Source organism: Streptosporangium sp. NPDC006930 (assembly GCF_040635605.1).
GTDB lineage: Bacteria > Actinomycetota > Actinomycetes > Streptosporangiales > Streptosporangiaceae > Streptosporangium.
Map to the genome: position 1 here is coordinate 103,723 of NZ_JBEYID010000002.1, position 18,315 is coordinate 122,037.

General features: G+C 73.3%; 15 protein-coding genes. 3 read left to right on the forward strand and 12 right to left on the reverse strand.

The features are described from left to right. Nucleotides 1-19 precede the first annotated feature (19 nt). Complete coding sequence (locus tag ABZ664_RS03795; protein WP_362502493.1) at nt 20-1,429, forward strand: AlkA N-terminal domain-containing protein; 1,410 nt, start codon at nt 20-22, stop codon at nt 1,427-1,429. Beyond that, a complete protein-coding gene (locus tag ABZ664_RS03800; RefSeq protein WP_362502496.1) occupies nt 1,426-1,962 on the forward strand; it encodes a methylated-DNA--[protein]-cysteine S-methyltransferase in 537 nt (178 codons plus the stop codon). The genes ABZ664_RS03795 and ABZ664_RS03800 overlap by 4 nt, the downstream gene beginning before the upstream one ends. Before the next feature lie 160 nt (nt 1,963-2,122). Here ABZ664_RS03800 and ABZ664_RS03805 read toward each other — a convergent pair whose 3' ends face one another. The 12 genes from ABZ664_RS03805 to ABZ664_RS03860 all read right to left on the reverse strand — a co-directional run bounded on the left by ABZ664_RS03805 (nt 2,123) and on the right by ABZ664_RS03860 (nt 13,093). Continuing rightward, complete coding sequence (locus tag ABZ664_RS03805) at nt 2,123-3,055, reverse strand: hypothetical protein (protein WP_362502499.1); 933 nt, start codon at nt 3,053-3,055, stop codon at nt 2,123-2,125. Beyond that, nucleotides 3,052-3,681 carry a hypothetical protein gene (locus ABZ664_RS03810; protein ID WP_362502502.1) on the reverse strand — a complete coding sequence of 210 codons (630 nt, stop codon included), beginning with the start codon at nt 3,679-3,681 and terminating at the stop codon, nt 3,052-3,054. The genes ABZ664_RS03805 and ABZ664_RS03810 overlap by 4 nt, the downstream gene beginning before the upstream one ends. A 185-nt stretch (nt 3,682-3,866) precedes the next feature. Then, a complete protein-coding gene (locus ABZ664_RS03815) occupies nt 3,867-6,800 on the reverse strand; it encodes a BTAD domain-containing putative transcriptional regulator (protein ID WP_362502505.1) in 2,934 nt (977 codons plus the stop codon). A gap of 52 nt (nt 6,801-6,852) precedes the next feature. Further along, the gene (locus ABZ664_RS03820) at nt 6,853-7,311 is read right to left on the reverse strand and encodes a flp pilus-assembly TadE/G-like family protein (RefSeq protein WP_362502508.1); all 459 of its coding nucleotides are present in this window, start codon (nt 7,309-7,311) and stop codon (nt 6,853-6,855) included. Then, nucleotides 7,308-7,721, reverse strand: coding sequence for a TadE/TadG family type IV pilus assembly protein (locus ABZ664_RS03825; protein WP_362502511.1), 414 nt, complete (start codon nt 7,719-7,721; stop codon nt 7,308-7,310). The genes ABZ664_RS03820 and ABZ664_RS03825 overlap by 4 nt, the downstream gene beginning before the upstream one ends. Then, nucleotides 7,718-8,221 (reverse strand): TadE family protein, encoded by a 504-nt coding sequence (locus ABZ664_RS03830; RefSeq protein ID WP_362502514.1) that lies wholly within the window; start codon nt 8,219-8,221, stop codon nt 7,718-7,720. Before ABZ664_RS03830 ends, ABZ664_RS03825 begins: the two co-directional genes overlap by 4 nt. Next, entirely contained in the window at nt 8,208-8,456 is a 249-nt protein-coding gene (locus ABZ664_RS03835) for a hypothetical protein (RefSeq protein ID WP_362502517.1), read from the reverse strand. The genes ABZ664_RS03830 and ABZ664_RS03835 overlap by 14 nt, the downstream gene beginning before the upstream one ends. A 2-nt stretch (nt 8,457-8,458) precedes the next feature. Then, nucleotides 8,459-9,394: a type II secretion system protein gene (locus ABZ664_RS03840; protein ID WP_362502520.1), complete on the reverse strand. Its 936-nt coding sequence runs from the start codon at nt 9,392-9,394 to the stop codon at nt 8,459-8,461. Beyond that, on the reverse strand, nt 9,387-10,274 hold the full coding sequence (locus tag ABZ664_RS03845; protein ID WP_350946397.1) for a type II secretion system F family protein: 888 nt from the start codon (nt 10,272-10,274) through the stop codon (nt 9,387-9,389). Before ABZ664_RS03845 ends, ABZ664_RS03840 begins: the two co-directional genes overlap by 8 nt. Beyond that, nucleotides 10,271-11,572, reverse strand: coding sequence for an ATPase, T2SS/T4P/T4SS family (locus ABZ664_RS03850; RefSeq protein WP_362502523.1), 1,302 nt, complete (start codon nt 11,570-11,572; stop codon nt 10,271-10,273). The genes ABZ664_RS03845 and ABZ664_RS03850 overlap by 4 nt, the downstream gene beginning before the upstream one ends. Next, nucleotides 11,569-12,390, reverse strand: a complete 822-nt coding sequence (locus ABZ664_RS03855; RefSeq protein WP_362502526.1) for a hypothetical protein — start codon at nt 12,388-12,390, stop codon at nt 11,569-11,571. Before ABZ664_RS03855 ends, ABZ664_RS03850 begins: the two co-directional genes overlap by 4 nt. A 1-nt stretch (nt 12,391) precedes the next feature. After that, nucleotides 12,392-13,093 carry a hypothetical protein gene (locus ABZ664_RS03860; protein WP_362502529.1) on the reverse strand — a complete coding sequence of 234 codons (702 nt, stop codon included), beginning with the start codon at nt 13,091-13,093 and terminating at the stop codon, nt 12,392-12,394. Nucleotides 13,094-13,655: 562 nt separating this feature from the next. Here ABZ664_RS03860 and ABZ664_RS03865 point away from each other — a divergent pair. After that, a complete protein-coding gene (locus ABZ664_RS03865; RefSeq protein WP_362502532.1) occupies nt 13,656-18,260 on the forward strand; it encodes an FtsK/SpoIIIE domain-containing protein in 4,605 nt (1,534 codons plus the stop codon). Nucleotides 18,261-18,315 lie beyond the last annotated feature (55 nt).

Consider the following 18,315-nt stretch of genomic DNA (forward strand, 5'->3'; position numbering starts at 1 on the left):
CGCGGGTAGCGTCGTCACCGTGTCCGTGAGAGAACTCGACTTCGACTCCTGTTACCGCGCGGTGGCCGCGAGGGACGCCCGGTTCGACGGGCGGTTCTACACGGCGGTCACCTCCACCAACATCTACTGCCGGCCGATCTGCCCGGCACGCACCCCCTCCACCCGCAACGTGCGGTTCTACCGCCACGCCGCCTCGGCCGAGGCGGCCGGGTTCCGGCCGTGCAAGCGGTGCCGGCCCGAGCTGAGCCCCGGCGATCCCGGCTGGGACCACCGGGGCGACCTGGTCGGCCGGGCGCTCCGGCTGATCGACGAGGGGGTGGCGGACGACGGCGGGATGACCCGGCTGGCCGGGCGGCTGCACATCACCGGACGGCACCTGCACCGGCTGTTCACCGCGGAGATCGGCGTGGGTCCGCTCGCCGTGGCCAGGACCAAGCGCCTGCTGCTGGCCAAGCAACTGCTCACCGAGACCGGGCTGCCGATCGTCGACGTGGCGTTCGCCTCGGGTTTCGGCAGCGTACGGCAGTTCAACGCGACCATGAAGGACACCTACGGCTTCACGCCCGGCGAGCTGCGGGCGACGACGGGGGCGAGGCCACAGATACCCGGCGACGCGCTCACCCTGCGGTTGCACCGCAGGGAGCCGTACGACGCCGAGACCCTGATGCGGTTCCTGGCGGCGAGGGCGATCCCGGGGCTGGAGCACGGGGACGGCACGTCCTACCGCCGGGCCGTCCCCGGCGGAACGATCACCCTCACCCCCGTGCCCGGCCACGTACGGCTGGAGGTGAGCGTCGACGACACCCGCCACCTGGCCAGGATCGTCGCCCGCTGCCGCCGCCTCCTCGACCTCGACGCGGACCCCGAGGCGATCTCCTCCGCCCTCGGCGAGACCTCGCTGGCTCCGCTCGTCGCCGCCCGCCCCGGGCTGCGCGTACCCGGCGCCTGGGACGGTTTCGAGATGGCCGTCCGCGCCGTGGTCGGCCAGCAGATCTCCGTCGCGGGTGCCCGTACCATCCTGGGCCGCGTCGCGGCCAGGGCCGGCCGCCCCACCGGCGGGCAGGGGCCGGCCCACCTGTTCCCGACCGCGGAGGAGCTCGCCGAGGCCGATCTCGCCGGGCTGGGCCTGACCGGGCGGCGGGTGGCGACGCTGAAGGCGCTCGCCGTAAAAGTGGCGAGCGGCGAGATCGACCTGGACGGCGCGCAGGAGCCGGCGCGGGCGGTGGCCGGACTGCTGGAGGTTCCCGGCATCGGGCCGTGGACCTGCGGTTACATCGCGCTGCGGGCACTGCGCGACCCGGACGCCTGGCCTGGCGGAGACCTCGGCCTGCGGCGGGCCATGGCCTGCCTCGGCATCCCTGAAGATCACATCGAGCGGTGGCGTCCCTGGCGGGCGTACGCCGCGCTGCACCTTTGGAGCTCGGCATGATAGAGGCACAGGTTCTCGACACCCCTGCCGGTCCGCTCGCCATGCTCGCCCGCGAGGGCGTGCTGCTGGCGGCGGGCTTCACCACGGCGGGACCCGAGGAGATGTTCGCGCGGCTCTCCCCCGAGGTACGCGCCGAGGGGCTCGTTCTCGCCGACGACCTGGGCGGGCCGGCGCGGGCGGTACGCGACTATCTGGACGGCGACCTCGCCGCCCTCGACGCGGTTCCGGTGGAACAGCCGGGCACGCCCACCCGGCAGCGGCTGCTCACCGCCCTGCGCCAGGTGCCCGCGGGCGTCACGATCAGTTACGCCGAGCTCGCCGAGCGGGCGGGCCTGCCCAGGACCGCCGCGAGGGCGGCGGGGTCCGCGTGCGCGCGGAACCTGATCGCGCCGTTCGTCCCCTGCCACCGCATCCTGCCGTCCACCGGCGGGTACGGCGGCTACTACTACGGCACCCCGGTGAAGCAGTGGCTGCTCACCCACGAGGGGGCACCGGCCGCCGAACGGCTCAGGGCCCGCGGGGAGGGCCGCTGACCCGGCCGTTCCGGCCGTGCTCCGCGTCTCGCCGGGCCGGTCACCGGCCCGTGACCGGCCTATGACCGGTACGGACCGCTGACCGGACCTCCTCGACGCACCCCGCGCCTTCCCGGGACGGCCGACCGGTCCTCCCGGGACCGGCGATCACCCCGGGCGGTCAACCGGCCTTTCTCACCGTGCTCTGTACCTCGCCCACCGGGACGTCGCGGGTCACCCCCACCTCGATCGGGTCGTAGACGAAGGGCACCACGTCGTCCTCGACCTCGATGGGCCAGACCGAGGTGACCTCCAGCACGTAGACGTCACGCGGCTGGTCGATCGAGGAGCGCAGGTAGCGGACACCGCAGGTGAACTCGGCGCCCTGCCGGTACGGCTTGCCGCCCGGCCCGCACTCCTCCTTGACCTCCGCCCGGTCCTCGGTGGTACCCGCGTCGATCTGGATGTCCTGCAGGGTGGCGGTCACGGTGGCGCTCATGATCCCGGGCAGCGTCGCGGTCACGGACCTGGTGGTCTCGCCGACCCCGCTCAGCCAGACCCAGGTCGGCAGGTTGACGTAGCTCTTGGCGTCCGGGTTGAGCTCGATCTTCGGCTCGGGGACGGTGAGCGCGGCGCGGGCGATGTCGACCAGTTCGGCCATGGTGATCCCCGCGGGCGGGGTCGTGTTGGGCGGCACGAACACGTAGGTGTCCAGCCCCATCTGGCAGCTCACCCCGTTGGGATCGGACGCGTCGTGGGCGACCGTCCACCAGCGTCCCTCCTCGCCGAGCTTCTCCACGAAAGGCTTGAGTGCCTCCTGCCGGGTCTGCGGCGCGCCCGGATCCACCCGGGTGGTCCGCTGCTGGAAGTCCAGCATCTCGGAGGCGTTCTGGGCGGGTTCGTACCAGCAGGGCCGCTTGAGCCGGTAGCCGTCGCTTCTCCCCCCGCGGCCGTTCCCGCTGATGATGATCTGGGAGTTCTTGAGACTGACCCGCGCCGTGTTCCCGTCCTGGCTGCCTCGGACCTGAACATCGGAGCCACCACCGCCGCCACCGGGGTCACCGGGGCCCGGAGCGAGCAGCAGCAGCCCCGCGACCACCACATTCATGATCATCGATGACATCCCTTCGAGGCGTCACTGAAAGGTTTGGCGTGCTGGAGCAGCTTGATCCGCCAGACCCCGTCGTCACCCCGCCGGAGGCCGGCGACCTGGAGGAAGGGGCGCCTGGCCCAGTCGGGCTGCTTACGGACCGCCTTCCCGGTCTCCGCGTCCAGCAGTCGCATCCCGGTCTCGTCCACGCACGCGTTCAACTCGGCACCCCTGCCGGTGACCGAGACGACGTTCAGCGCGTACAGCCGGGAGACCCCGCGCACCGAACGGCGCTGGTCCAGGAACGCCTTCACCCACGCGTACGCGTCCCTGCTCGCCCCCTCCTGGACCGTCTCGTAGTACGCGGTGTCCTCGCCTCCGGTGACGACCGCGCGGAAGGACCCGGCACGGTAGTCGCGGAAAGTGTTGATCATCGCGGTGGTGTCCTCGTCGGTCGTGGCCGGCCACTCCACCACCACCTGGACGTCGGCGGAGACCTGGACCGTCTCCACCCTCGGCGCCCTCGGCGCCGTCGCGGCGGAGCCCGGCGCGGAGGTCTCGGGGGGAAGGTCGACGGGGGTGAACCGCTCGGCCTCCGAGGGGGCACAGGCCGTCGACAGGAGTACGACCAGCGCGATCGCGACACGCACACCGATCACGCTAGGAGCGCCCAACCACCGAAACCACCGATATGCGCGATTCGGCATGACTCTCTCCTGGTCCTCCTGGTCCTCCGCACGGCGACCCACCACGCCTCCCGCCCGACGGTCGCCGGGCACGGCACCCGCCCGCCACCGCGTGACGTCCGGCGCACGGGCCGGGTCCGCCCGGCCCGTCATGCGGTCGGGGCCGAGCGCATCCGCCACGAGGGCAGCAGCTCGTCGATGAGGGCCTCGGTCTCGGGAGCCATCCCGCCGCCGTAGGGGTGCGACTCGGCCCTGCGGTGCAGGGCGTCGACCACGGCGCGCAGGCGGACGGGGTCGGCGGTGAGGTGGGTGGCCCGCAGCAGGTCGCGCCAGAGCCCCTCGTCGTCCGCGGCCAGCAACAGCCCGGCACGCACCGCCGCGACGGCCTGGTCGGTCTCGCCTCGGGCCAGGCGCGTCTCGCAGAGCCGGTGCGCGGCGTCCGCGACGCCCGCGGTCACGTTGTACTCCAGGTCGTCGGCGGCGAGCCAGGCGTAGCGGCCACGGGGACGGCCGTTCAGCAGCGGGCCCCGTACCAGGCCGAGTGCCCGCTCAAGGAGTTCGGGACGCCCGGCGGGGTTGGCGTGCGACCGGCGGACGAGGTCGCGGAAGAGCATCCAGTCGGTGCGCACCTCGGGGCCGAGCCTGAGCCGCCCGGACTCGTCGGCGTAGAGGTTGGGCCGCCCCTGGCTGTCGGTGCCCAGCCAGGCGACGACCCTCGCGATCGTGGCGTCCCTCACCACCGACTGCACGCCCCTCGGCCAGAGGATGCCGCCGAGCACGACGGGGTGGACGCCGCCGGGGTGCGTCGCCAGGTAGACGGCGAGCTCGACGGCGATCACGGCCCGTCCCTCCTCCATGGGCGGGGGGCCGACGACCTCGGCCTGACCAAGGATGCGCACCTCGACCGAGGGCGTGTGCGGTACGGGCTCCGGCTCGTCGGAAAGCGGCTCGCCCTCCAGCCGCTCGGTCGCGAGGAACAGGTCGATCAGCGCCCGGTACTGGCGCCGGGGCAGCAGCTGCGCGGCCACGTCGAAGCCGAGCGCGTCGACCTCGGCGCGGCCCCCCTCGGTGATCGTCCAGTTCCAGGTGGCGTGTGGCACGTCACCCGCGATCACGTACCCGGCCGCGGTCCGCACGCCCTTCCTCGCGAGCAGGGCGAGGCGGCGGCCCTCCTCGGGGGTGGGGGCGATCGCGGACAGCAGGTAGTGCGGCGTGGCGACCGGGTCGGTGGCGCGCCCGTGGATCCGGCCGGTGAGCACCTCACCGGCGTGATCGCGTTTACCGGCTCCCGCCTCCAGCTCGGGCAGGATCTCCGCCAAGGCGCCCACGTATCTGATCCGATCGGAGGCGATCACGGTCAGCTCCTCGCCGAAGCCGACCAGCGTGAGGCGCATCCGGTCCGACCAGCGGTTGGTGGCCAGCTCCACGGCGAGCGCGGCCAGGGCCTCGGTGGTCCGCGGGCCGTTGATGCCGATCGGCCCGTGGGCGGCCTCCAGGTCGACGAGCACCCGGCCCTCACCGTTGGAACCGAGCGAGACCAGTCCCGGGTAGGGGGCGGGCGCGTCGGCGAGCGTCCGCTCGTCGATCATCCGGCCCTCGTGCGCGGGAAGCCGCCAGACCTGGCCGCCGTCGTGGGCGGTCCAGGGCGCGGGCGCGTCGGAGTCCGGCGGGTGGATCCACAGGTCGAGGGTCTGCGGCGACAGGTGGGCGGCGTAGACCGTGGGCGGGACGCGGTTCTGGGCGGCGAGGGACCTGCCGAGGAGCCGGAGTCCGACGTCGAGCATCCGGCTGCCGGGGGCGTCGGCACCGAGCCTGAGCGCGAGCTCGGCCTGGGCGGCGTCGTCCCTGGGCCGGGTGATCCGGTACCCGAACGCGCGGCGCCAGAGCTGCTGCCTGCGCCTGCGTCCGAGCGCGGCGAGCAGTCCCGCCGCCGCCAGCGAGGCCCCCGCCAGGTAGTCGAGCATCCCCAGGGCGGTGTCCTGCCCGGCGTTCTGCCCGATGTCAGGGGGTTCCGCCACCGCCGCCGGGTCTCGCCGCTCCACCTGCCCGGGGTCCTGCCGCCCGCTGTCGGGCACCGTCACGGGCGGTGTATCGGGCACGGTGCGGGCCCTGTCGCGAGCACCGTCACGAGCACCGTCACGAGCGGTGTCGCGAGCGGTGTCCCCGCGTTCCTGCGCCGGGCCGGCCTCCCGCCTCCCGTCGGCCCCGGCCCTTTCGCGGGGGTCGGAGACCTCGGGCGCGGGCTCCGCGGGAAGGTCGGCGCCGCCGGGGGTGAAGGTCTGGGTACGGCCGTCCAGCTCCGTCGGCTTGTCCGGGTGGTCCTTGAGGGTGTCGTCACGCGGCTGGGAGGCCGGGACGATGTGGATGTTGCGCGCGTCGTCCGGCATGTCCAGGACCCAGCCGGGCCTGATCAGGTCTGCCATGTGCAGGCGGCTGCCGTCGGGCTGTTCCTTGTGCTGGTTGAGCCGGTAGATCTCCGGATACCTGCGCCCGTCGCCGAGGCACTTCTCCGCGATCTCCCACAAGCTCTCGTGGTGGCGCCCGTGCGGCGGCTGCACCACGTAGACCTTCTTCGCCTTGCGTGCGGGCGCCAGCTCGGCCCGCTCGTCGGCGGCCGGCGCGGACGGCGACGACAGGCCGGTGGAGACGATGCCGGGAGCGGTGGGCGGCAGGCTGGTCATCTTCGCGATCGGCAGGGCCACCGCCGAGACGGTGAACAGCAGCATGGCCGCCGAGACCAGCCGGTTGGCGAACATCTGCGTACCGCCCGACAGCGGCACCCTCGCCGGCATGCCGACCCGGCGCAGCCCCGCGTAGATCTCGACCAGCACGCAGACCACCAGCTGCAGCCACGCGAGCCAGACCAGCAGCACGAGGATCGCGACGATCGTGCTCGTACCCACCTGGCTGGTCAGCAGGTCGAGGTTGAGCAGCTCGGGCGGGAGCGGCGGCCCGGCCAGCCGGAGCAGGGCGTAGGGGACCCCCGCGATGAGCGCGACCAGGACGACGAGCGCGCCGAGGCCCGCCAGCAGGTCTCCCGGTGTGCGCCTGGCCTTGATGCGCACGGGCTGTCGCGTGGGCATTCGTCTCCCTCCCCGTTCTGATTCGTCCTCGGTCAACCGGTGGGCCTGCGATTCACGGCAATTGGTCTTCCCCGACGTCCGGCCCGGCCGTGGCCTCGGCCTCCATCTCCGAACCGGGGAAGCCGAAGGCGGACAGGAAGAACGCCTTCCAGGTGACGGAGACGCTCACGGTGACCTCGCCCTGGCCGCCGCCGAGGGTGCATTCCGTGAGCTGTACGTCGCCGCCGCCGTGAGCGGAGACGATCTCCTCGGCCTGCCCGCAGGCCTCCCCCTCCCCCAGCAGCCGGGCCTGGCCGGTGGAGCGCAGGTGCTCGACGTCGATCTGGTCGGCGGCGGCTCTGGCGGCCTGTTCGGCGACGTCGGCCGCCCGCAGCCGGGCGTTGATGGCGGCCCCGCCGTCGACGAGCAGCCCGGCCAGCAGGAACACCACCACCGAGAAGATCACCGTGAAGATCGACATCGACCCCCGCTCGCCGAGCGCGGCGGGAGGAGACGGGTGCGCGGGGTTCACTCCTCGACCCTCCTGAACTGCTCCAGCGGGACCACCGAGTCGCCCTTGATGTCCTTGGCCGCCCCGAAGCCCAGGAAGTCCAGGTCCAGGGAGCAGGTCACCTCCGCGTGGACCTGGCCGCCCTCCTCCCAGGTCGTACCGGACAGGCTGACCTGCGGCTCGCACTCGCCCGACAGTGCTCCGCGGGCCGCCTCGTCCGCGGCGGCCTCGGCGTCGGCCAGGGTGCGCTCGACGGAGGCGGCCCTGGCGGCGTCCCTGGCGGCGCCGTTGACCTCGCCCTGGGCCTCGACCACCCTTCCCGCACCCACCAGGAAGAGCAGGAACAGCAGGAAGACCGGGGCGAGCAGCACCGTCTCGGTGCTGAGCGACCCGCGCTCGCGCCTGTCCCCGCTGGACGTCAAGGGGATCACTCGCATCCTTCGCTCCCGTCGTCGGGACGGAAGCACTCGATGGGACCGCCGAAGCGCGCGGTGACGGTGAACGTGGTGGACGGCAGCAGCGGGACGACCTGGACCGCCGAGGCACTCACCTCGACACCCCGCTGGTCGCCCTCCTCCCAGGCGGTGACCGTGGCGCCTTCGAGGAGTTTCGGGCCGATGGTGCGGATCAGCTCCTGGGCGCGGGACTCGGCGTCCTGCTGCCAGGACTCGGTGTCGACCCTGGCGAGCCGCGCCCCCTCCCTCGCCGCGGCGTCGGCGATCTGGCGTCCGTGGAACCACAGGGCGGACTGCACGATGAGCAGGACGACGACCAGCACCACCGGCATGATGATCGCCAGCTCGACGACCGTGGCACCACGCTCGCCACCACGGTCCCCGCCGCCGGGGCGCGCTCTCGCCTCCCGTTCGCGCTCGCCGTCCCTCTCCCGGTCTCCTCGGGTGCGGCGTCGCGCGCGCTCACGGGTCTCCAAGTTCGCCGCCCCCGCCTCCGCCGCCCCCGCCGCCGAACTGGTTGGAGATCTCGGCCTGCTTACCCTCGACGAGGGTCTTGATGAGGGTGGCGAGTCCGAGCGCCACCCCGGCGATGATGGCCGTGATGATGACCCATTCGACGGCGGAGGCGCCCCGGGTGGGGGCGTTGCGCGCCTTCTCGATCCGGACGCTCAGAACGGCGGCCGCGTAGACGATCCACGGATGGCTCAGCATGGTCAGGACCCCAACATCTTCATAGCGGCCGGGAAACTCAGAAAGATCACAAAACCCGCGCAGAGCAGGAGCTGGGCGACGAGCATCGACTGGGAGCGCTCACCCGCCTGCCCCTCGATCTCGGCGAGCTCTCGGCGCCGCATGGTCGCGGCGCGGGCGGTGAGGGAGGTACGGACCTTGGCGCCGTCGTCGGCGACCAGCCCGAGGGCGGCGGACAGGTCGCGCAGCTCGTCGACGTTGATCTCGTCACCGAGCTGGCCGAGGGCCTGCCAGGGGGTGATGCCGACGATCCTGGCGTTGCCGAGCGCCTCGCGGATACGGGACATCGCCCAGTTGGCCCCGTCCTCGTCGGGTCCGGGGCTGCCCACCGAGACCGCCATCATCAACGCCTCGGGAACCCCTCGCCCGCCCGCCAGGTTCATCGCGACGAGGTCGAGGAAGGAGCCGACGACGTGCCGGAAGTCGCGGCGCATCCGCGCGGCGTCCCGCTTGACCTGCAGATCGGGCAGGACGAAGAAGACCCCGGCGACCACGAGCGCCGCCCACAGCGGAACGGTGAGGGACAGGCCCCACCCCATCAGCACCAGCCAGCCGACCAGCAGCGGGAACGCCAGCAGCCCGGAGACCGCGAGCAGCACCTTGGTGGCGAGGAAGCCCTCGAACGACCTGCCGAGCAGCGCGAGGTCGGCCCTCGCCGAGCGGGCCTCCCAGCCCCGCGCGGCGTAGAAGCGGGCCATCCGCTCCCCCAGGCCGCGCCGGAACGCGCTCACCTCCTCGTCGGGCAGGATGAGCCGCGCCCGGGGCGCGTCGGTGCCCTCCCTGGCGGCGTCGAGCGCCATCAGGCGCGTCACCAGCCCGGGGCGGGCGGGAAACAGCGCCCGCAGCAGCAGGAACAGGCCCATCCCGAGCACCGATCCCGCGAGCAGCGCCTCAGTCATCGCGCACCTCGCCTCCGGAGGGCAGGCCGAGCAGGCGGGCGGGCTTGTCGAAGCGGGCCAGGCGGCGCATCCAGGCGAACCCGGCGCCGAAGAATCCGGCGACCACCACGAGCACCGCCTGGCCGAGCGTGTTGTCGTACTCCTCGACGTAGGAGGGGTTGAACACGACGAGCATGACGGCGAAGGCGAGGGCCGTACCGACCACGATCTGCACGCTGCGGCGGGTGGAGCGGCGCTCGGCCTCGACCCGGCGGCGCATGTCGAGCTCCTCGCGGGCCGACACGGCCAGCGCGCCGAGTACGTCGCGCAGGCCGGGGCCGCGCAGCTTGGAGTTGAGGATGAGGGCGGCCACGACCAGGTCGGCGGAGGGGTCGTCGAGCTCGTCGGCGAAGAGCCTGAGCGCGTCGGGCAGCGCCATCCTGGTGTGCAGGCGGTCGACCATGGACCGCAGGTGCGGGCGCAGGGTGGGGGCGGCCGCCCGGATCGAGGACGGGATCGCCTGTTCCAGCCCGGACGCCCCGGCGATGGTGTCGCGGAGCGACTCGGTCCAGGCCGCCAGGGCCTCCAGCCGCCGCATCGCGGTGCGTTCCTCCGCGGCGCCGCCGGACAGGCCGCGCCAGGCCAGGGCGAGGAGCACGGCTCCCACCGCCATGACCGGCCACCCGGTCACCACGAGCACGAGCACCCCGGCGATGACCCCCACCGCCGACCGGGTGGACAGCGCGCGCAGGAACTCGCGCCTGCCCGCCGACCTGCCGGGGGTGGCCGGCCGGACGGGCACCCCGTACAGGGAGAGGAAGAGCAGGAAGAGCCCGGCGCCGAGCGCGAGGCCGGAGAGCAGCACCAGGGGGTCGAACAGGCCCGGAGGCAGGGACGTCATGTCCAGCCTCCCGGGTCGTAGCCGAAGTGGGCGAGCTCCTCAAGGCACGACAGCGGGGCGTGCGGTATCACCCGGCCGTCGGGCGCCCTCGCGAACACCTCGGAGGAGAGCACCCGCCCGTCCACCCCCGCCACCTCGCGCACGCTCGACACGAAACGGCGCAGCCTGCCGCCCACCGCGTAGTCGTTGCGCTTCTCGATGAACACCACGAAGTCGATCGCGCCGGCGATGAGCATGTGGGTGGCCTCGATCGGCAGGCGCTCCGAGGCCTGGAGGGCGTAGGTGGCGATGCGGTTGAAGACCTCCATCGAGGAGTTGGCGTGGATGGTCGACAGCGAGCCGTCGTTGCCCTGGGTCATCGCGTTGAGCATGGTGACGATCTCGTCGCCGAGGACCTCACCGACGATCACCCTGGAGGGGTTCATGCGCAGGGAGCGGCGGACCAGCTCCGCCATGGTGATCTCGCCCTGGCCCTCGGAGTTGGGGAGCCTTTGCTCGAAGGCGACCACGTTGGGGTGCAGCTCGGGAAACTGGTCGAGGCCGAGTTCCAGCGCGCGTTCGACGGTGATGAGGCGCTCGGACGGCGGGATCTCGTTGGCGAGCGCGCGCAACAGGGTCGTCTTCCCCGCGTTCGTCGAACCGGAGATCATGATGTTCTTCCTCGCCGCCACCGCGGCCGAGAGGAACCGCCCCAGCTCGGGGGTGAGGCTGCCGTTTCCCACGAGGTCGCTGAGAAACACCTTGCCCAGCCGGGAACGGCGGATGGAGATGGACGGGCGCACCGTCACGTCCATCACGGCCGAGAGTCGGGAGCCGTCGGGCAGGCGCAGGTCGAGCTGGGGGTTGGCGGTGTCGAACGGCCTGCTGGACAGGCCGCTGTAGGCGGCGAGGATCTGGATCAGCTCGACCAGCTCCTCGTCGGACTCGGCCACCGGCTCGCGCATGAGCTCCTGGCCGTCGGCGTAGCCGACGAACACCCGGTCGCAGCCGTTGATATCGATGTTCTCGACCTCGGGGTCGTCGAGCAGCGGCTGGAGGCGGCCGACGCCGAACAGGGCCGCGTGGATCCCCGCGGCCAGCGCCTCCTCCTCCTCGGCGGTGGGCGGCGTCCTGCCGACGCCGATCTCGCCGCGGGCGAACTCCTCGAGGATCTGGGCGATCAGTGCGCGGGCGAACTGGCGCTCGTCCTCGCCGCTCATCGGTGGCAGGCCGCTCGCCTGGTCGAGGCGGCGCTGGTGGGCGAGCCTGTCGCCGACGTCCTGCCGGAAACGCTTCACCAGCGTGTGGTCGATGGTCACGGCCTCGCTCCGCTCGACGGCTCGACCGGCGAGCGTGCGGCCTGCTCCCGTGCGCGGAAGGCCGACTCCGCCGACTCCTGGGCGCGGAGCTGGGCGTCGAGACGTCCGCCCAGCTCCCTGGCGGTGCGGATCAGCAGGGAGCGGTCCAGACGTCCGCCCCACTGGCCGCGCAGCAGCTCGGCGCCCTTGGGGTCGTGCGCGAGCCCGCTCACGAAGGCGACGTGCCTGCCGGTGCCCGCGACGATCCGGCGCACCTCGTCGATGGTCGTGCGGTACTGGCGGGGGTCGGCGATCACCACCACGCCCACCTGGGGCTCGCGCGGCATGATCTGCAGGCGTTCGCGCAGGTGGGCGACGTGGTCGAGGCTCGCCCTCGTGAACAGCACCACCAGCGCGGCCTCACCGGTCAGCTCGGCGAGCTGCGGGTGTCCGCCGAGACGCCCGCAGTCGGCGAGCACGTCGGCGTCGGGCAGCGTGGCCAGCGCCCGGCCGAGCGGACCCCAGAGCCAGGTCAGCCCGGACGCCTGCTCACCGTGGGTGAGCCCGGCCAGCACGTCCAGACCACCGACGATCTTCTGGGTGTGCTCGTGGATCTGGCCGGGGTGCAGGCCCCTGCGGGCCGTGGCCCCCAGGGTGAGCAGGCCGCGCGCGGGGTTGAGCACGCCGCCGTCGGCGGCGGGCAGGCGGTAGGCGAGGTCGCCGCCCGCCGGGTCGCACTCGGCGAGCAGCACCGGACGCGGCCAGATCGCGCCGAGCGCGGTGGCCGCCGTGGTCACGCCGGGCGCGCCCTTGTCGGCGGCCAGCACGATGAGCGCCACGTCAGCGCGCTCCCGGCAGCTCGGCGAGGGCGATCTCACCCGCGGAGGCGTACGCGACGATCTGTGGTGAGACGGAGCTGTCCACGATGATGGTGACCAGGCCGTTCGCCCCTGTCCTGCCCGGCGTGCCGATCTGGTGGACGAGGGCGCTCTGCGCCAGCACCCGGCTCTCCCTGTCGGCGCCGCCGCCCTTGCTCGGCACGTGGACGACCTGGACCCGGTCTCCGCGCTCCAACGTGCCCGGCGTCTGGCCGGGTTTGAGCGCGAGGCCGACCTGGGCCTTGCCCGGGCCGAGCTCCCTGCTGGAGGAGACCACCATGTCGCGGGTGAGGAGCGTGCCGGGCAGGAGGGTGACGCGGGCGAAGTTCTCGGTGACGCGGGCGCGCTGGGACCAGGCCACGTAGCCGATGCCGGTGTCGGCGATCTGGACCTCCTTGAGCATCGCCTCGGTGAAGGGCTGTCCGGCGCCGATCTGCTGGGAGACGGCGATCGCCGAGACGCGGTCGCCGCTGCGCAGGACGAGCAGCGTGGTGGCGAGGGCGCCGCCCAGGATGAGGAGGACGGCGAGGGCTGCGAGGGCGGGTTTGCGCTCGCGTGGGGGCACGGGAAGCTTGCGCGACGCCGGACCGGACAGGGCGCCCGCCGAGGTCTGACGCTCGGCGTTCACCGGGACGCGGCCCGTTGGCTTCTCACTGGTCCTCATGGGTAGGGGGACTCCCAGAGTGCTCAAAAATATGGGGAACTACTGGTCGAATTTACGCCATTATGCGCACCATGCGGACGGGCTGTCGGACAAAAGCCAGGACCCATGCTCGTTTGATAGGAACACCTCTGTCAACGCCACTTCAGAAGAAGATGTCCGTTTGGCTAGCTGACGGGAGGCTTATCCGGGTGATATGGACGGTAATTAACTCTCGTACCAATCACCCCAGCTTTTTCACCCCTCATTCCCGTGCCCGGCATGCCCGCCCCGGAAGGGGATGCCGCCGGTTTCCGGATCCGGAGCGGAGCGCGCGACTTCCCCCCGGTTCTCCGAACAGGTTTTCCACAGCCCCGCATCACGAGCAGGTCACCGCCACGAAGCCTCCACGGCGACAAATGCCCACTTGAGACGGTATAACCGGTCATCATCCCCAGATGGTTATCCACAGGTTTTCCCGTTTTCCACATACCGGTGGTGAGTCACGACATTGCCGCGAACACTCCCACCGGGATGGTTTTCACTCTGTACGGTGGACCCGCGGCCTGACCCGAGGAGAGCGGCGATGCGGATCATGCTCACCGTGCTCAGCGAGCACGCCGACCGCGATGTCGTGGTCGAGGGCGACGAGACGACCACGGTGGCACGGCTCGCGGAGTCCCTGGCGGGCCAGGGCGGCGAGCGACCGAGCAACGTGGTGCGGCTGACGCGCAGCAAGGCCCCGTACGGGCTGGATCGCGACTCCGCCGGGGCCGAGCCCCCGACGCTGTGGATGGACGGCCGCCCCCTCGACCCCGCCGCCCCCGCGCTCGGCCTGCTCCGCGACGGCGACCTCGTCACCCTCGACCGCTCCCTCGCGGTGGCCACCCTCGCCGAGGAGCCCGGCGGGATCGTGGAGATCCGGGTGGTCGGCGGGCCCGCCGCGGGCTCCGTGCACCGCCTCAGCCTGGGCGTGCACACCATCGGCTCCGACCCCGCCTGCTCGGTCGCCGTGGCCGACCCCAGGCTGCCCGCGCGGGCCGCGGTGGTACGGCTCACCCCGGACGCCATCACCGTGGAACCCGGGGAGGGCACGGCACCCCTGCTGGGCCACGACCCCCTGGAAGGCCCGCTGCCCTGGCCGGAACACGCCCTGCTGAGCTGCGGCGGCACCGTGCTCACCCTCAAGGCGGTGGAGCCGCCCGACGCCCACCTGGACGCGCAACCCGACGGCGGGCTCGCCTACAACCGGCCGCCCAGGTTCCGGCCGCCGGGCGGCGCGCGGCGCTTCGAGGTCCCGGCCGAGCCCAGGCGGGCGGAGACGATGCGGCTGCAGCTGCTCACCGCGTTCCTGCCCGCCGCGCTGGGAGTGGGCCTCGCCATCGCCCTCAAATCGCCGTACTTCCTGCTGTTCGCGTTCATGACGCCACTGATCATGATCGGCCAGTGGTGGAGCGACAGGCGGCACGGTCGCAAGCAGTACCGCCAGCAGCTCAAGGAGTACAAGCAGCGGCTTGAGGTCTTCGAGGCGGCCGTGGAGCGGGCGCGCGCCGACGACGAGACCGCCCGCCGCGCCGCCGCGCCCGACCCCGCCGAGGTGCTGCTCACCGTGACCGGCCCCCGGCGGCGGCTCTGGGAGCGGCGCGACCACGACCCCGACGCGCTGCGGCTGCGGATCGGCCTCGCCGACCTCCCCGCCGATCTGGAGTTCACCCCCGAGCGCTCCGCACCGGCCGACGCCCCACTGCCCGCGCCGCCCACCTGCCAGGCGGTACCGGTGGCGCTGGCCATGCGCCGCCTGGGCGTCGCCGGCCTCACCGGGCCGAGGAACACGACGGCGGGGGTGGCGCGCTGGCTGGTCGGCCAGGCAGCCACCCTGCACAGCCCCCGCGACCTGGCGATCGTCGTCCTGTCCGCGCACGGCGACGGCGAGGAACGCTGGAACTGGGTCCGCTGGCTGCCGCACTGCGCCCCGCGCGGAGGCGAGGACTGCGTGGCCCTGGTCGGCGCCGACCCGGAAAGCGCGGCCCGCCGGGTGAGCGAGCTCGCCGCGCTGATCGACGAGCGCCTCGGTGACGACGCCGCCGCGGGTCCCGCGGCCAAACTGGGCCGTATCCCGAGCGGCTGGGGCGATCTGGGCGGAGCCGCGGGCACCGGTGCCGATCAGCCGTACGCCGCCCCCGTCTACGACGAGCGTCCCTACGACGTGCTGGTCGTGCTCGACGGCGCGCAGGCGCTGCGCGCCCTGCCCGGCATGCCCCAGGTGCTGCGCCAGGGTCCCAGGGCGGGCGTCCACACCCTGGCCGTCGACGGCGACCAGCGGCTGCTGCCCGAGGAGTGCGCCACCGTCGCCGCCGTGGAGGCCGACGGCACGGTGCGGCTGCGCGGCGGCGGCCTGGACGACCTCGGTGAGATCCTCGCCGACCAGGTGACGTCCGCCTGGTGCGACAGGCTGGCCCGCTCGATGGCGCCGATCCGCGACGTCAGCCGCGACGACGCCGGACTCGCCCTGCCGGACTCCGCGCGGCTGCTGGACCTGCTGGAGCTGCCCTCGCTCTCCGGCGCGGCCCTGACCGGGCGCTGGGGACGGGCCACCGAGGCCGTGGTGGGCGTGGGCCCCGAGGGGCCGTTCTCCGTCGACCTGCGCAGGGACGGGCCGCACGCGCTCATCGCGGGCACCACGGGCGCGGGCAAGTCGGAGCTGCTGCAGACCCTGATCTCCTCGCTCGCGGTGGCGAACCGGCCGGACGAGATGACGTTCGTGCTCATCGACTACAAGGGCGGCGCCGCGTTCAAGGAGTGCGTGCGGTTGCCGCACACCGTCGGCATGGTGAGCGACCTCGACGGCCACCTCACCCAGCGAGCCCTCGCCTCGCTCGCCGCGGAGATCCGCCGCCGCGAGCGCCTGCTGCTGGCCGCAGGGGCGAAGGACATCGAGGACTACCACGAGCTGCGCGACACCCGCACCGCCCGCGCCTCCCGCGACCTGCTCGTCGCCGGAGGCGGCCCGCAGGTCAGGCCACTGCGCGGGCGCACAGCCGCCTCGGCGACCTCTGCGTCTTTGGAGCCCCCGCCGCCGCTGCCCCGGCTGGTGCTGGTCATCGACGAGTTCGCGGCCATGGTGAGCGAGCTGCCCGACTTCATGACCGGGCTGGTCGACATCGCCAGGCGGGGACGCTCGCTGGGCATCCATCTCATCCTCGCCACCCAGCGGCCCGGCGGTGTGGTGACCGCCGACATCCAGGCCAACACCTCCCTGCGGATCGCCCTGCGGGTCACCGAGACGTCGGAGTCGGCCGACGTCATCGGCCGCCCCGACGCCTCGTACATCCCCAAGTCCGCGCCCGGCCGCTGCTACGTGAAGTCGGGCGCGGGAGCGGCGACGTCCGTGCAGACCGCGCGGATCGGCGGCCGGAGTCCCGGCGCCTCCGGCGGCGAGGTGAGGGTACGGGTGACGGAGGTCGGCTGGCAGGCCCTGGGACAGCCCAGGCCGGTCCACGCCGGGGCCGAGAGCGGCCACGTCACCGACCTCTCCCTGCTCGTCGACGCCCTGGTCGAGGCGGCCCGCCTGGACGGGGTCGCCGAGCAGCCGAGTCCCTGGCTCGAACCGCTCCCCGACCTCGTGACCGTCCCCGTCCTTCCCGCGACGCCCGTGCTTCCCGATGACGCGCCCCGCGCTCTGCCGTACCGGGCGGGGGCCGAGGAGGTGCCGCCGCTCGCCTTCGGGATCACCGACCTGCCCTGGGCACAGGACCGGCGCGCGCTCGCGCTCGACCTCGCCCACGGGGGGCACCTGCTCGTCGCGGGCGCCGCGCGCAGCGGTCGCTCCACCGCGCTGCGCACGCTGGCCGGGGCGATCGCCGCCGGAGCCTCCCCCGACGACGTCCACCTGCACGCGATCGACTGCGGCTCGGGGTCGCTGCTGCCCCTGGTGGCGATGCCGCACTGCGGGGCGGTGGTGACCCGCGACCAGCTCGACCGGGTGGAGCGGCTGCTGGCCAGGCTCCGCGCGGAGGTGGGGCGGCGCCAGCAGCTCCTCGCCGAGGCCGGGTACGCCTCGCTGGCCGAGTTGCGCGCCGCCGAGGACGGGCCGCGGCTTCCTTGGCTGGTCCTGATGCTCGACCGGTGGGAGGGGTTCGTCGCCGCGTTCGAGGCGTACGACTACGGGCGGCTGATCGAGTCGCTGATGCAGCTGCTGCGCGAAGGCCCCGCGGTGGGACTGCGGGCCGTGGTGACCGGCGACAGGTCGGCGCTGATCGGGCAGATCTCCACGGTCTTCGAAGACCGGCTGATCCTGCGGCTCGCCGATCCCACCGACTACGGCCTGGCCGGGCTGTCCGTCAAGGACCTGCCGGCGACCCTCGCGCCGGGCCGTGCGCTGTCCACCGGCGAGCACGGCACGATCGAGAGCCAGATCGCGCTGCTGTGCGACGACCCCTCGGGACCGGCGCAGGTCGCCACGCTCCAGGCTCTGGCCCGCTCGGCGCCGAAGATCACCGCGGAGCCGCCGATGCGGGTGGACGCGCTGCCGATGCGCGTCACCGCCGCGCAGGTCCTGGACCTCGCGCCCTCCTTCCGGCCTCCCTCACCGCTGTGGGCGCTGCTCGGCGCGGGAGGCGACTCGCTGGCACCGCTCGGCGTCGACCTGCTCGCCCACGGCCCGGCGGCGGTCGTCGCGGGTCCGCCCAGGTCGGGTAGGTCGACGGCCTTGCTGACCGCCACCCACTCGCTGCTCTCCCACGGCACCCCCGCGGTCCTCGTCACCCCTCGGCGCAGCCCTCTGTGCACGCTGGTGGACACCCCCGGCGTGCTGGCCGTGCTGGACTCGGGCGGCGACCTGCACGAGGCCGTCGCGGGGCAGGACCGCTACGTCGTGATCGTCGACGACGCCGAGCTGATCTCCCCCGACTCCCCCCTGGGGGCCGCGCTGGAACAGGTGCTGCGCAGCGGCAGGGACGGCGAGCACGGCCTGCTCATCGGCGGCACCACCGGCGACCTGACCACCGCCTACCGGGGGTTCGCGGCCGAGGCCCGCAAGGGCAGGACGGGCCTGCTGCTCGCGGTCCAGAGTCCCGCCGACGGCGACCTGTTCACCGTCCGCCTGCCCCGCGGCGCGGTCGGCGGCCCTCCCGGCCGCGGCCTGCTCGTGACCCTGGGCTCGGTCACCCCCATCCAGGCCGCCGTCACATGAGAGGCCGCCGTCATCCGACGGTTCGTCGTCGCACGGGAGGCCACCGTGTCGGCGC